This is a genomic window from Sporosarcina beigongshangi, from assembly GCF_033485195.1.
Taxonomy (GTDB): domain Bacteria; phylum Bacillota; class Bacilli; order Bacillales_A; family Planococcaceae; genus Sporosarcina; species Sporosarcina beigongshangi.
Map to the genome: position 1 here is coordinate 20,472 of NZ_JAWLIR010000025.1, position 14,677 is coordinate 35,148.

16 protein-coding genes are annotated in these 14,677 nt (G+C 43.5%); 4 read left to right on the forward strand and 12 right to left on the reverse strand.

Annotated features, from left to right (window positions below):
- Positions 1-354: 354 nt before the first annotated feature.
- Both R2B77_RS12140 and R2B77_RS12145 read right to left on the reverse strand, forming a co-directional pair.
- The gene (locus tag R2B77_RS12140) at positions 355-798 is read right to left on the reverse strand and encodes a hypothetical protein (RefSeq protein WP_203248480.1); all 444 of its coding nucleotides are present in this window, start codon (positions 796-798) and stop codon (positions 355-357) included.
- A gap of 109 nt (positions 799-907) precedes the next feature.
- Positions 908-1,246 carry a hypothetical protein gene (locus R2B77_RS12145; RefSeq protein ID WP_203248479.1) on the reverse strand — a complete coding sequence of 113 codons (339 nt, stop codon included), beginning with the start codon at positions 1,244-1,246 and terminating at the stop codon, positions 908-910.
- A 143-nt stretch (positions 1,247-1,389) separates the two neighbouring features.
- Here R2B77_RS12145 and R2B77_RS12150 point away from each other — a divergent pair, with 143 nt between their 5' ends.
- From R2B77_RS12150 to R2B77_RS12160, 3 genes are all read left to right on the forward strand, one after another.
- Positions 1,390-1,839 carry a helix-turn-helix domain-containing protein gene (locus tag R2B77_RS12150; protein WP_203248478.1) on the forward strand — a complete coding sequence of 150 codons (450 nt, stop codon included), beginning with the start codon at positions 1,390-1,392 and terminating at the stop codon, positions 1,837-1,839.
- Positions 1,840-1,911: 72 nt separating this feature from the next.
- Positions 1,912-3,480 (forward strand): hypothetical protein, encoded by a 1,569-nt coding sequence (locus R2B77_RS12155; RefSeq protein ID WP_203248477.1) that lies wholly within the window; start codon positions 1,912-1,914, stop codon positions 3,478-3,480.
- Positions 3,477-6,218, forward strand: coding sequence for a DEAD/DEAH box helicase (locus tag R2B77_RS12160; RefSeq protein WP_203248476.1), 2,742 nt, complete (start codon positions 3,477-3,479; stop codon positions 6,216-6,218). Before R2B77_RS12155 ends, R2B77_RS12160 begins: the two co-directional genes overlap by 4 nt.
- A gap of 52 nt (positions 6,219-6,270) precedes the next feature.
- On the opposite strand, the gene R2B77_RS12165 is transcribed toward R2B77_RS12160, so the two are convergent.
- Positions 6,271-6,432: a hypothetical protein gene (locus R2B77_RS12165; protein ID WP_203248475.1), complete on the reverse strand. Its 162-nt coding sequence runs from the start codon at positions 6,430-6,432 to the stop codon at positions 6,271-6,273.
- 517 nt (positions 6,433-6,949) lie between these two features.
- Positions 6,950-7,399 carry a single-stranded DNA-binding protein gene (locus R2B77_RS12170; RefSeq protein ID WP_203248474.1) on the reverse strand — a complete coding sequence of 150 codons (450 nt, stop codon included), beginning with the start codon at positions 7,397-7,399 and terminating at the stop codon, positions 6,950-6,952.
- 272 nt (positions 7,400-7,671) lie between these two features.
- Here R2B77_RS12170 and R2B77_RS12175 point away from each other — a divergent pair, with 272 nt between their 5' ends.
- Positions 7,672-8,115, forward strand: a complete 444-nt coding sequence (locus tag R2B77_RS12175; protein ID WP_203248473.1) for a YwpF family protein — start codon at positions 7,672-7,674, stop codon at positions 8,113-8,115.
- A 71-nt stretch (positions 8,116-8,186) separates the two neighbouring features.
- Here the strand turns inward: R2B77_RS12175 and R2B77_RS12180 are convergent, their stop codons facing one another.
- From R2B77_RS12180 to R2B77_RS12215, 8 genes are all read right to left on the reverse strand, one after another.
- Entirely contained in the window at positions 8,187-8,552 is a 366-nt protein-coding gene (locus R2B77_RS12180) for a hypothetical protein (protein WP_203248472.1), read from the reverse strand.
- Positions 8,553-8,649: 97 nt separating this feature from the next.
- Positions 8,650-9,036 (reverse strand): hypothetical protein, encoded by a 387-nt coding sequence (locus R2B77_RS12185; RefSeq protein ID WP_203248471.1) that lies wholly within the window; start codon positions 9,034-9,036, stop codon positions 8,650-8,652.
- Between the two features lie 93 nt (positions 9,037-9,129).
- Positions 9,130-9,573 carry a 3-hydroxyacyl-ACP dehydratase FabZ gene (gene fabZ / locus R2B77_RS12190; RefSeq protein ID WP_203248470.1) on the reverse strand — a complete coding sequence of 148 codons (444 nt, stop codon included), beginning with the start codon at positions 9,571-9,573 and terminating at the stop codon, positions 9,130-9,132.
- A gap of 98 nt (positions 9,574-9,671) precedes the next feature.
- On the reverse strand, positions 9,672-9,995 hold the full coding sequence (locus R2B77_RS12195; protein ID WP_203248469.1) for a DNA-directed RNA polymerase subunit beta: 324 nt from the start codon (positions 9,993-9,995) through the stop codon (positions 9,672-9,674).
- Between the two features lie 23 nt (positions 9,996-10,018).
- On the reverse strand, positions 10,019-10,855 hold the full coding sequence (locus R2B77_RS12200) for a flagellar hook-basal body protein (RefSeq protein ID WP_203248468.1): 837 nt from the start codon (positions 10,853-10,855) through the stop codon (positions 10,019-10,021).
- 30 nt (positions 10,856-10,885) lie between these two features.
- Positions 10,886-11,725, reverse strand: coding sequence for a flagellar hook-basal body protein (locus tag R2B77_RS12205; protein ID WP_203248467.1), 840 nt, complete (start codon positions 11,723-11,725; stop codon positions 10,886-10,888).
- Between the two features lie 243 nt (positions 11,726-11,968).
- The gene (mreB, locus tag R2B77_RS12210) at positions 11,969-12,961 is read right to left on the reverse strand and encodes a rod shape-determining protein (protein WP_203248466.1); all 993 of its coding nucleotides are present in this window, start codon (positions 12,959-12,961) and stop codon (positions 11,969-11,971) included.
- 363 nt (positions 12,962-13,324) lie between these two features.
- On the reverse strand, positions 13,325-13,594 hold the full coding sequence (locus tag R2B77_RS12215) for a sporulation transcriptional regulator SpoIIID (protein ID WP_203248512.1): 270 nt from the start codon (positions 13,592-13,594) through the stop codon (positions 13,325-13,327).
- Positions 13,595-14,677 lie beyond the last annotated feature (1,083 nt).

The following is a 14,677-nucleotide window of genomic DNA, read 5'->3' on the forward strand; positions in this document are numbered from 1 at the left end:
CAGTATATTTTCTTACAACTTCTCTTTAAAGAGACACTAGATATATAATCGTTGTTGTTTAAAATGCGGTCTTTTTGTCTATCCTTCTGACAAGGACCGATTCATAGGGGAATGAATTTCAACTTATTTCCCGGGAAATCGACAAAGGGGCGGATTGTTATGAAAGAGGAAAAAAAGTTCGGATTAACATGGCAGGACTTTCTATTTGGATTGACAGGCTCAACTATTTTCGTTGTCGCGCTTTACTTTATTACAGGGTGAGAAGTTTTGAATTCCCTCTATGCTATTGAAGACAAAAAAACACCATCCGTTAGTCGCTAACGATTGGTGTTTTTCATATTCCTTTTTTCACTATTACGACAGTCCTTCCGTCAGTTCATTGAACATCGATAGATTATTCGTTTCGAGCGCGTAGTCAATCATGCGGAGGCGGTTTTCTTCCTCTAAAGCTTCTAGGATTTCAACCGCTTCAAGTGTGACAACTTCGAGCAGCTCTGTTTCAAGATTGAGTGCCCCTTCCAGAATCGTTGTCAAATGAATATGAAGGTCTGATATGAGTAGTAGCTGATAGAGCGGCAGTCGAATAAATCGGTTGCCTCGTTGGAATACGAATACTTCTCCAAGATTTTCAACCTGTAAACTCTTCATATTGATGACGATTTCTTTTCCCTCTGAAGGAACGAATTGAAATACTTCTCCTCCTTTGATGATGGAGAAATACTGATAAGCGAATACTAAACGAAGACGAAAATCCTCTTGGCTTGTAAAAAAAGGTGTCATACGCTGTACGGATAGCATCTTTCTCCCCTCCCGAATTGAATATTCCGATTATTACTATTCTATCACATCTATGACTACTTTGTGTACATTTCGCTCTTCTTGCTCATAACGCCTTAGGGTGCTTCTATTATCTTATTTTTGTTCGCTCGGGTCTGTGCATAATGAATGACAGATGAACTGGCTGGAATTCGAGCTGATATGAAGTGAGTAGTTCATATAGTTCGTCTTGTATATCGCGGGGCAATTCCTTTTTTCTTTTAAAGATCATTTTGTTTTGTTCAAAGTCCAATAGGACAACTTGGAATTCAAGTGTTCCAAATACCGCGGTGTTCATATATAGTTTTCTTTCTTCCTTTATATAGTTTACATGACTCGTTGTATTTGAAATGAAAGAAGCCTGTTGCAATTCTTTTCTTTCATTAAATTGTTTTTCCAAATTAGGTACGTAGAGAATTAGTTTTTCCAATGACTCATCACCCCCTTTAGTCGCAATAATAGTATTTTTTATTAAAAACCAACGAATAGCCACTTTTTATCAACGTATCGTTGGTTTATTAAAAACCTACTCTATTCTTCTATACGGTTGTGAAAAAAGAGAGGGATGGTACTATGCATTTCGGGAAACAATTCAAGGAATATCGGGAAGAGTATTTACGTATGAAACAGCTTGAAGCTGCGCTTGAGCTAAAAATAGACCCTGCTGCATTGTCCAATTACGAAAGGAGTGAGCGAGGGTTCCCAATTGATTTACTCCCTATCGTCAAGGAAACATTCGCTGTACCAGATGATTATTTTTTGGCTATGATTTTAGGAACTCCTTTAAAATCAGTGAGGGATTTCAAGGTGACACAGCCAGCCAAAACATCAGAGGTACGGGAACGTTATATGGATAGCTTTATGGATCGACATCGACAGCTGTTTGAAGAGAGTTCTGAGCTGCGTGAATTTGTTGCTTTGGCTGCTCTTTTAACTGAAAAAGATCGACGGATTTTCCTGAATGCCAATAAATCTTTATTAACATTAATCCAAAAGCATGCAAAAGAGGAAGATACCGAATAACATCATTTCCGGTCTGGCATGAAAAGCGGTATAATAGAAAGAATGCTTTTCTGAAGGAGTGGTCCTATCAACATGACCGTAGAACGTGTTTCTTACTTGCACGAAAATGAAATAGATGAATTTATGAATGATATTCAACATACTCTTCAGCCAGGTGTCGAAGGAGATGCGCTTCAAGTGCGTCTTGCTGTCGCACTTGTACGCAAAAATGCTATAGATGATTATTTACCTACTGGGGATGCGATTTCTGTCATGACCCTAGGAGATCAACCCGAAAATGTACGACTTTCTTTCGAGCAAATGAATGCTGATTGCACTTGTCACTCAAACGGCTGGTGCTCGCACCGTCTTGCTGTCATTTTCCATCTATACTCGCAGTTCAATTCGTTGAATAATTGGCTACATGAATGGCGTCGTATGGAGTCGCAGCAAATGACGCTTTCTATATCAGCACGTACGCCTGAAGCATGGATTGAAGTACTTGCTCGTTTAACGCAATCGTTACGGACTATCCAAACGTCAGAAAATCCTGGTGTATTTATCCACGAAACATCTTTGATAGATCAAAAAGCGATACCACTTATTCCGTTTGAATGGGAATGGAAGCCACTTTTCGAGCTGTATTATCGTTTACATGTGCTGGATGCGGGCTGGACTTATGTGCAGACACATCTTGGTGGACAATCGTCTTCTTTTTTCTACGGGAAATGGTATGTACAAAACTGGATGACGGAACAGCTTGGTAAACTGACTGATAGTGTGACGGCAATTGGTGCAAAGCCAAAACTATTTGAGGCAGATGCTTTTCACGAACGTTTAAAGGAGCTTGTTCGTGCATTTGCGCTTGGAAATACTGGGCTATTCGCAGAGAGATTCCGTGTCTATCGCCTTTTTTGGCAGTCCCTTTTTCCAAATCAAGCAGCTAGGGATGCTGAATTAACGATTCTTCAACAGGAGCAATCTGAGGAAGCTCAAATTTTGGTCGCTTTCTTCTATTTATTACAAGGTAGGCATGACAAGCTAGAAAACTTGGTCGATCATGTATCGGTCGATAATATGGCTATTTGGTTGCCGCTTGCAGATCTTGCTGAAGGTGATGATGATCTCGAATCGCTCTCCATTATTATGACAGCCTTATTGCCCTTCATTGGCGACTATGTCAACCATAACCTAACGCTCGTCAACCGACCTGCATTTGTTCGAAAAATTGATGGGTTATTTGAGGCAGCTGATTTTTCAGAGGAAGCCCGAGAAAGCTTGTTTGCGCATTATGGCGAGTCTGGCATTGATGTCTTTGCGGATTTCCTCGTCGAACGTGAACGTTTCGCTGAATGGGCAGCTCTTATGCATAGATATGGTGTTTCCTATGACGGTGCAGAGGCTGGCGGCTTAAAAATCGCTCTGTCAACAGATCCTGTAGCTGTTATGCCCCTACTCCATACGTATGCTATGGGCTTTATTAAAGAAAAAAACCGACATAGTTATCGACGTGCCGTTAAATTATTTAAGAAAATGAAGGCCGGTTCTAAAAAAGGCGGTAAAACCGATTTTTGGAATCAATATATCGATACTGTGCGCGAAAAAAATCGTAGACTTCGGGCATTGATGGAGGAAATGGAGAAAGGAAATCTGAACTTATGAATGGAACATTCACATTGAATCGCATCTTTCGGATGGCAATTCGCCTAACAGATGATGGACTTTTTTCCATTTCAGCTAAAGATGACAAGCGATTTTCGGTAGAACCGGATCAATTGGTTTCTTATTTATTTTTCAACAATGAACGTGCATTATTTGGACTGCTAACCCAGACTGATGCTGGAGAGGTCCTATTGCAGGCAGATCAGCTACTACAAGCCTTTTCCACTTTGCATCCGTATGCAACATACCAGGGGCTTTCTGCGGAAGACGATCTACAGCTGACTGCTATTCGTGAGGCTGCAAAGGCCTGGCTTGACCCAGAATTATGGAATTATGCAGAAATAGATGGCACCAGTATTCGTTTTAATCACAAGGCGGCTGGTTTATCGGAAGAGGCTGCCCTCATCGTTAGCTATGCAGTACGTAGTAAGCTGGCCAACTCTGTCATTTCTCCCGATTTACTGCCTTCCTTACTGCCCCATTTACGGACGTATGGATGGCCTGGTGAATCTGTTTCAACAATGCCTATCCGCATCGCTTTCCGCCTAACTGAGCCGATAGAAGAAGCTGATACCGAATGGCTACTGGAGTCGGTTATCGTGAGTGAGCGCGGTACCCATTGGTTACCCGCTTCCCGTAAGGCACATGCTCCTGCATTGGAGGCGTTACCTGCTAAATGGAAGCCTTATGCTGACGAGATTATCAAAAAGCAGTCTGAAATGACATCCTTTCTTGGCTCCATTGCAATTGAAGCGGATGACAGCTTTCTTTCTACACCGATGTCTGATATGGAAGTCAGAACGTTCATCAAGGAGGATCTTCCTCTCCTTCAGTCATTCGGCTATCCTGTCATTTTACCAGCCTGGTTGAAATCGGTGACAGAGTCGAAAATGCAAGTTCGGACAAACGCAAGTATACAATCCTATAAATCAGCAACCGGTTTAGATGAAGTGTTAGCCTTCGATTGGAACTTTTCATTAGCGGCCACCCCTATAGACAACGAAACTTTCCGAAGACTTGTCGATGAAAATCGAGAATACATTCGGTCTGGTGATGAATGGTTCCACATTGACCCACTCTGGTTGAGAAAGATCCGCGATTTAATGGACCGGGCAGATGCGGGAGAATGGACCGTTAAGGATTTGCTATTTCAAGATGTGCCCGAGGAAATTGTTCCACTGGAAGAGGACGATGAAGTCGATGATCCCCTTTTCGCTTTTACAATGCAGCAATCCCTTCGTGGCTATATGGAAATGCTTTCTGAGAAAAAAGGACTTCCTTCTGCCGGCATTTCCGAGAGGCTGCAAGCACAGCTCCGACCTTATCAGGAGGAGGGCTATGACTGGCTGATCTTCATGCGTGATAATCAATTCGGGGCTTGCTTGGCCGATGATATGGGACTTGGAAAGACGATTCAACTTATTACTTATTTACTCAATGTCCATGCAAGAGCAGAGACTACTACACCATCGCTTATCGTTTGCCCAACAAGTGTCCTTGGGAACTGGCAAAAAGAAATTGAGCGCTTCGCTCCATCATTATCTGTTCATACACATTACGGACCATCGCGCGCAAAGGACGAAGATTTCAATGGGCTTATTGCCGAGCTGAAGCCAGATGTGATTTTAACAACCTATGGCACTGCTTCACAGGATGGTGAAATGCTAGCGGAGACTGAATTTGCGAGTATTACACTAGATGAAGCACAAAATATTAAAAACATGCAGACGAAGCAATCCCGTGTCATTCGGAAGTTACGCGGTAAGCATCATATCGCTTTGACCGGCACGCCGATTGAAAACCGCCTATCAGAGCTTTGGGCAATTTTCGACTTTATCCATAGAGGGTATTTTGGTAATTTCCGCAGATTTACGGATAACTTCATCATTCCCATTGAGCGTGATGATTCTGAGGTAGACAAACGAAAGCTTCGTGCTAAAATTAGTCCATTTCTGTTGCGCCGAACGAAGAGCGATCCCGATTTACAGCTTAATTTACCGAAAAAGCTGGAGCAAAATGAATATTGTCCGTTAACAACCGAGCAGGCTGCTTTATATGAAAGTTTCCTGGAAGAAACGAAATTCAAGCTACAAACTTTAACGGGCTTTGAAAAAAAGGGACTTATTTTAAAAATGCTTAGTCGATTAAAGCAGCTTTGTAATCACCCTGCTTTGTTCTTGAAGGAGCCACACGCGCCTGCTGAGCAAATGATGAATCGCTCCGATAAGCTCGATAGAATTGTGTCGATGGCGGCTGATATTGCCGGCAATAATGAGCAATGCCTCATCTTCACGCAATACATTGGAATGGGGCAGCTCATCCGCCAATGCCTATCAGAGCTGCATGGTATTGATGTGCCGTTTTTAACGGGCAGTATGCCAAAAGGACAGCGTGACCGATTGGTCGAGGCCTTCCAGGAGGGAGAGTTCCCGATTTTCATTCTTTCGTTGAAGGCGGGCGGCACTGGACTAAATCTGACAGGTGCAAACCATGTATTACATGCCGATCGCTGGTGGAATCCTGCTGTTGAAAATCAAGCGACAGACCGTGCTTATCGAATTGGTCAGAAGAAGTTCGTGCATGTCCATAAATTCGTGACGATTGGAACAATCGAAGAAAAAATTGATAAAATGCTAGTGGAAAAGGCCGCATTGTCCGCTGACCTCATTCAGTCAAGTCAGTGGCTAACGGAGTTATCCGATACAGAGCTGGATGATTTACTGTCATTTAAAAGTTAGTTCAATAGAAGGCCTCGGGCTTGTTTACAGCTTTGGGGTCTTTTTTCTAGTGTTACATACGCTCTGCTAATGGTATTCTTTGTATTGACGTGATTCTTTTCCTCCGTTCCATTTCCTCCACTCGATTCAGTCTCTCATTTTGGTTGGCGACAATGCTAATGAGCTGGCCAATTTGTAATTCCATCCGTTTGACATCCTTTTCAAGTGTTTGCATCGTTTCATGCTCCCTTCTATTATGATTAGCCCGCTGGCAAAAGTGGTCTTTGCATGCGGGCCCACTTGCAATTATTATCAATCGCGCCTCGGCGTGATTGCGTCCAGAGTTTGAATTGAGCTTGCTCAATTCACTCCATTCAAAATCTGTGACATCCGCCGGAGGCTTAACTTCATTCAGCAGAGGTTTGGACCCCACTGAATTTGAAGACATATCTAGCGTTCATCCCACCACTTATAAAAATGAGGGACTTCCGCTGAATTAAGTTAAATGGCTATCCCGATCTTTCATTCATTTCTGTCATGTATTTACCCGAATGACTATGCGAGGACTCCCTGAATGGACCTTCGCATAGGTTTTACATAGGCTATGGAGAGAGAGGACCCCAATCCCATCTACTGCCTAGCCCTCCTATTTCTCACATATCAATTTTTATTGTTGCGGCTCCGGTTTGCTTTCCGGTAAATCTCCTCCCGTCAGTCGATTTTTTCCGGTCCATTATGTATCGGTGATCCGGTTAAAAAATCGGTAATCCTTCCGTTTCACTGTTTGGTAGGTTGAAGTGCTCCTCCTCCTTCGTCTCTGAAACCGTTGATGCAGTTGTACGACCAGTCGCTTCGGTTTCACCGTATAGGTTGTCATTGCTGCGCCTTTTCGTTGCAATAAAACGAATATCCTCACCAATCACTTCGGTTACATAGACCCGACTTTTGTCTTCACGCTCATACGTTCTAGATTGAATTCGTCCGCCGACGCCAATCAAAGATCCTTTGCCACAATGTTTCACCATATTTTCTGCTCCTCTGCCCCACATCGTACAGAGAACGAAATCTGTGTCGATTTCACCATTGTGATTTTTGAAGCTACGATTTACCGCAAGTACAAAGCTTGTTTGTATCCTACCTTCAGAAATTCTTCTCAGGATTGGATCTTTCGTAATACGCCCTACAAGTGCAACCTGATTCACTTGATTCACCTCCCTCGAGTTATTGGATTTATCTTACTTCTTTCTGCTAAGACAGGCAAAACGCCAAATCCGAGATTTGACCATCTTTCGCGCTATTTTCCCATCATTTTCGGCATCTTAAAAAAGTATTTTAATAGCTAAAACACCTTACCTATCGTTTTTTCAAACTTCAGTTAGCGATTCCAAATTATGAGTTTGGCATGTTTCAGTTCTTCATGTCGTTTTTTCCACTTATGGTATAATTAAAGGAAAATGACTGGGGCTGATTTACGGTGAAATCATTTAAAATGTTATCTATTGGCATTACAAATGGGGATAGTATGCAGGATTTTCCACTGATTGATGGGATTATTATCAACCAAGAAAACAGTCACCGTTTATGGGTTCTAGAAATGTTCATCGATCAAGCATATCAACCGACTTTCGAAAAATGGATGGCGGATAAGGAGTTACTGAATGCGAAGGTTGTTATTTCATATCCTGAGAATGATCCGGCTCCATTCAGTGTTGCGGTTGAGGCGGTGAAGCAGATTGGTACTCACGTATCTGTTTTGTTGAAGGGGCGCTTGAAACGAGCTCGCTCGCAGTATGCGGAGCAGCTATTAGAGGAATTGATTGAGGAAGGCTTGGGAGGCAGTGACTTGCTTCGCCGTTTTGAGTCGGATATGCGCTCACGTCCGCGCTTAAAGAGGGATATAGGGGAAGTAAACGAATGATGAAAGCTTTCTATAAGTATGCATAATAAAAACCGCCTCAGCATTGGAGGCGGTTTTTATACGGCTTGCGGTTAGCGGTTTGTTCCATTCTTGTTGACTTTTTCATCAATGATCACTTCATTGGGTACGTTGGTATTTTCGTCAGTAATGATTTCATCAGTCGGATTCGTTGTGGTGCCATTGTCAATAACTCCATTACGAACACCGTTATTATCATTTATGACGCCGTTACGTACGCCGTTCGTGTCCCGATTGTTATCGAGACCATCCATATTCGGTCCCGTTTGCCCATCATTAACGTTAGGCGTCAGGTCCCTTGTACGGTCCTCCACGTTTTCCATTGGCGTTTCGTTGTTATCCGGAACTGTCCCGTTGTTTGCACAAGCGGTCAATACAAGTCCCGACATCAAAACGAGTGGCATCGCTTTTTTGAACATGAAATGATTTCCTCCTTTCCACAAGCCGTTTACCATACAAATCAGTATGATACTTTGTAGCTTGACCCAAAAAGGAGGAACTATCCCTGCGTCTTTTTTATAAGCCTAAATGATTCTTTAGCAATGTTTCAACGTAAACAGCTTCTGCCTTACAATGGTACTCATAATGCGAGTTTAACTGTTCTTGCATTGCTTGAATAGCCGCAATCTGCTCTTGAGATGGTGGTTCGCCAAGAACTCGCGCAATGACTTCATTGATACGCTGTGCAAGATCTTCATGAAAAGTTGGATCGTTTTTCATTTCATCTGGAATTTTCGTATACCACAGCGCTTTTGTCGTGATATATTCACGCCAATTGGCAATAAAATCATTAATGCTGAATTTATCTTCAGACCATTCAATGTCACTCATATATTGTTCGAAAGTCTGTGTAATCGACCTCGTAATGCTACTTTTTAAATTTGGAGAAAGATCTTTAAACATACTAACTTGTACCCTCCTACTATAAAAGTACATGGTCATTTTTTACAATGGCCTGTACTGACATTGTAACTACTTTTCCATCTATTCGCAAACTTAGTCCTCTTTAGGAGCGGCGGGACCTAGTGCTAGTGTGATTTCTGCTTCACAGGCAATTTCCCCGTCTACAGTTGCTGTTGCTTTCGCTTTCACGATTGTTCCTCGAAGTCTTGTGATTTCTACCTCAAGGCGTAATGTATCCCCTGGCGTTACTTGTCGTTTAAAGCGGCAATTGTCAATGCCAGCAAAGAAACCAAGACGACCTTTATTTTCTTCTTTTTGCAGCAGCGCGACTGCTCCAACTTGCGCTAGTGCTTCTACAATTAAAACGCCTGGCATCACTGGATAACCAGGGAAATGCCCATTGAAAAACTCTTCATTAATCGTTACGTTTTTAATACCGACTGCGCGTTTCCCTTCCTCAACCTCAAGTATGCGGTCTACCATGAGAAATGGGTAACGATGCGGCAGGATTGCTTGAATCTGTTCTGTTGTTAGCATAGTTATCCCCCTGATTTGTTATTTATGTATTATTCATTATATAAATTGAAGTAAAGGACAGCATAGTTAGGTAAGCGCTAGCAAAAATGAAAGAGTCTTTACGACTCTTTCCCATTTATGATATCCAGTATGTGGGTCCATGTCTCTTTTTTGAGAACATCGGCGGGCTGTCCATCTCCTACATAACCGTAGCCAATGATAGCACCTAATATAGCCGCTCCTGCAAGTAGCAGCAGGACGAGAACAATACGTAGCCAGATTGGCAAAAGACGGATTTGCACCCAAAATTGTTTTTTAGGTGTCGTTTGCTCACTTTCGGTGCTACGCGACCTTTGCTCTGTATTTGATAGTTGTTTTCGGGTTGCTCGAGTCCGTGTCGGTGTCTCTAGCTCGTCGACCCTATTTCGTTTTTCATCTGTCATTTTCAGTACTCCCTACAGAAACTTCATCGTATACCGTTAATTAATCCTAGCATCTGATCTGCCAATGTAACTGTTCGTGCATTGAATTGATAAGAGCGTTGAACAGTGATTAGATCTGTCATTTCTTTTTCGTAGTTTACGTTGGATGCTTCAAGCATTCCTGCCTCTATGCCTACTTGGTTTCGTGCTTCACCTTGAAGGTCTGTTAGCACCTGTTGCTCTGTAACACCAAGGTCAGCTAAATTTCCCGGTAGGCCAAAGTTCGTAGCCGAAAGACGTTCCATCAAATTAGGTCGTTGCATGACTGTAATGCCTAGTTCAACTGTTTCTTCCGTACCGTCAGCATGTGTCAATGCAAGCATTCCACTCGCGTTCATTGTAAAATTTGTGACATCGTCTGTAAATGTAATCGGCAAACCAGCACTGTTGGCAACAGGATAACCATCGGCGTTAACAAGCATACCTTGCCCATCCGCTATCGGAGAAATATAGAAATTCCCTTGTCGCGTATAAACCGTTTGTTCTCCACCGTCTCCTGGCATCAAAATATTAAAGTATTGTTTCGGTTCTGTCAGCGCAAAATCGAGTTGGCGTTCAGTCGATTGCAATGAACCGACTTTCCAATTCATTTGTGCTTGTCCGAGAACTGCACCTGATCCATAGCGAATGCCCAACGGTGATTGACGCGGTGCCGTGTCAGCTTTATCGTTATTGAATTGCTGATAGAGTAGCTCGTGAAATTTTGCATCGCTCGATTTATAACCGTGAGTAGCCGAATTCGACAGGTTATTCCCGATAATATCTAGCTGCTGTTGTAATTGGTTTAACGTGTTCGTTGCTGTTGTCATTGTGCGTAGCATTTATGTCGACTCCCTTCAATTAGCTTCTGATTAATTGACGCGACCGATTTCAGTGACCGCTTTTTCCATACTGCGATCGTAGGCTTGTAGAATTTTTTGATTGGCTTCAAATGCACGGTAGGCTGTCATCATATCCGTCATTGTTTGTGCCGCGTCTACGTTGGAGCCTTCCAAATAGCCTTGTTGCATGGAATACGTTACGCCGTCAACTGCATTGGCATTTTGAAGGTTTTCGCCGCCTTCTGTCACGAACATCCCGTTTCCTTGTTTTAGCAATGTATCGGGACGCTGTGCGAATGCAATACCGAGTGTTGCCACAGCATTTTCTCCGTCCAGAATAACGCCTTCCTGGGTGATTTGTATATCATCATTTTGGAGAGCAATTCGTTGCCCAGTGCTATCCAATACGTAATGCCCCATTGCATTCGTCAAGAAGCCGCTTGGATCTAGTGTAAAGCTACCATTTTTCGTATAGTGCTCGCCGCCATTTGGATTTTCCAGACGGAAAAAGATAGCGCCTTGTGTACCTGTTTCATTATCAGCAGGTAGAAAGCCGTCAATGAGCGCCACGTCCGTTGTCAGTTCTGTTTCACGTAGTTGACCTTGCACAAACAATGGCAGCGTCTCCTGCATATAAACGCCTGTCGAAATCGGTCCAACTGGTGTTAAACCCTTCAACTGAATACCATCCTTCGTTGGAATACGTGCCGTATTAATGCTCGACATGTACATTTCTGGAAATGACCGAATAGACGATTGCTCTGCTTTAAAGCCTGGTGTATTCGCATTCGCTAGGTTATTCGCTAACATTTCAGTTCTCCGCTGCTGTGCAATCATACCTGACCCAACTGTATAAAACCCACGGAACATGTGCCCGCCTCCTATTTACTGAAGTTTTTCTATCGTAACTCGGGTGACATTATTTTATCTTCATTCAGCAAAAGCCCCCGCTGAGTGAAGATAAAGCCTCCGGCGGATGTCACAGATTTTGAAGGGAGTTAAGGATGGCAGTCTAAGTTCGCGACGTCCTGTCGCTACGACTGCATGACCTACATCCTGTAGGCCTCAAGCTCAATTCAAAATCTGGACGCAATCACGCCGAGGCGCGATTGATTAGCGACCCGCAATTTTGTCGATATTGTCTAATAAGATGCCTGTCCCAATCGCAACACAATCGAGAGGATTATCTGAGATAAATACAGGAACTTTTAATTCCTCAGCGAGCAATTGGTCAATGCCGTGTAGCAATGCTCCGCCACCTGTTAGGAAAATGCCTCTATCAATGATATCAGCTGACAGCTCTGGTGGTGTTTGTTCTAGAACTGTTTTAGCTGCTTGGACAATCAAATAAATGGATTCTTTTAACGCTTCACCGATTTCGTCGGAAGTGATGGTAATCGTACGCGGAAGACCTGTTACCATATCGCGTCCTCTAATATCCATCTGTTCCTTACGTCCGCCAAGGAACACTGTGCCAACGTCGAATTTAATATTCTCTGAAGTACGTTCCCCGATGAGCAATTTATAATGTTTTTTAATATATTGTGTGATATCACTGTCGAATGTATCCCCTGCTACATTGATGGACTGTGAAGTAACGATGTCTCCCATTGAAAGCACAGCAACATCTGTCGTTCCCCCACCGATATCAATAACCATATTACCGCTCGGCTGGAAAATGTCCATTCCTGCACCGATTGCCGCAACTTTTGGCTCTTCTTCAAGGTATATTTTCTTACCGCCTGATTTTTCAGCTGCTTGACGGATCGCTTTCTGTTCGACACTTGTAACGTTTGTCGGGCAACAAATCAGAATTCGTGGCTTTGATAAGAATCCTTTTACGTCTAATCTATTGATGAAATGAGTTAACATGGCTTCCGTAATGTCAAAATCTGCAATTACGCCATCCCGTAATGGGCGAATTGCGATGATATTACCAGGCGTTCTGCCTACCATTTGTCTTGCTTCTTCCCCAACTGCAAGGACTTTGTTCGAGTTCTTGTCGATCGCGACAACAGATGGCTCGTTAAGAACAATCCCTTTTCCTTTTACGTGAATTAAGACGTTGGCTGTACCCAGGTCGATCCCAATATCTTTTGCAAACATTATTTCCGTTTCCCCTTCCACCTGATCATCGAATACTACCGTATATGTATACTCTCCTAACTCAACATTTTACCATAGTTATCCGTTAATGAATATACTTTGGTACCACTTTCTTTCCAATCAATTACGCCGAGACGAAATTGGTTACGAATTTTTTCGGTCTTGAGGCCTACAGGATATAGGTCATACAGCCTTGCCGCAGGACGCGGCGCACTTAGGCTGCCCTAAAAAAATCCGTGACATCCACTGAACAGGAAGCAAAGTGGATTCTTCCTGCCATCTGCAAAGGTGAGGGCTTTTCCTGCTGAATTCAGATAAATAAAGGGCGGCTCGCAATGTAAATTGCGAAACCGCCCGTCTTCCCTAACTACTTCCCACTTTCTTCATTTCGTTCATCCATTTAACCCTTGTCGCTTCGCCACCCCGTAAATGTCTGACAGACTTATGATAGGCAAGTATTTTGGCGACTTCTTCCGACAATGCCACATCGACATTTGGTAAACGTTCTGTCAAATCTTTGTGGACCGTGCTTTTCGAATAGCCCGTCGCTTTTGCCAGCGCCCTTACCGTTAGTCCTGTCTCCAGCAACATTTTTCCGAGGCGCACGCATCGCCTCCGTATTTGCTCGTGCACGCCCTCTTCCTTTCCTGTCAACTCCGAATCTTCCTTTATTCTATGCTGTTAAGGGCGAGGTTATGCGCGTTGGTGTAGGCTGTCTGACGGATTGGGCTAGGGGGCAACTATTTAGGGAGTGTGTGTGTAAACTAAGGTGGGAGTTTGCAACCAATTGGGTGAGGCGTCCAACAAATTGCATGGAGTGTGCAACCATTTCGGCAAAGTGTCCAACGAAGGAGGGAGTCTGCAACCATTATCGCGAAGCGTCCAACCTTTTGCGTGGAGTCTACAACCATTCTTGCCTAGTGTGCAACCATTTAGGCACAGTGTCCAACGAAGGTGGGCGTGTACAACCATTATCGCGAAGCGTCCAACCTTTTGTGTGAAGTCTACAACCATTCTTGCCAAGTGTGCAACCATTTAGGCAAAGTGTCCAACGAAGGTGGGAGTGTACAACCATTATCGCGTAGATTCCAACCTTTTGTGTGAAGTCTACAACCATTCGTGCCGAGTCTACAACCATATGGGCTAAGTGTCCAACAAAGGCAGGAGTGTACAACCATTATCGCGTAGATTCCAACCTTTTGTGTGAAGTCTACAACCATTCGTGCCGAGTCTACAACCATATGGGCTAAGTGTCCAACAAAGGCAGGAGTGTACAACCATTATCGCGAAGCGTCCAACCATTTGCGTGGAGTCTACAACCATTCTTGCCGAGTCTACAACCATTTGGGCTAAGTGTCCAACAAAGGCGGGAGTCTACAACCATTATCGCGAAGCGTCCAACCATTTGCGTGAAGTCTCCAACCATTCTTGCAAAGTGTGCAACCATTTGGGCAAAGTGTCCAACAAAGGCAGGAGTGTACAACCATTATCGCGAAGCGTCCAACCATTCTTGCCGAGTGTGCAACCATTTGGGCAAAGTGTCCAACGAAGGCGAGAGTATGCAACCATTCTGCAGAAGCGTCCAACCATTTACCCAAAAGGCTCCAACCAATGAAAAAGCACCAACTACTATCACAATTCAACAAGCGTGAATTATGCGAGTAACTGGCGCTGGTGGGTAAAAGTCAGAAAGCTAGGTAGGAACGTGGGTTGACG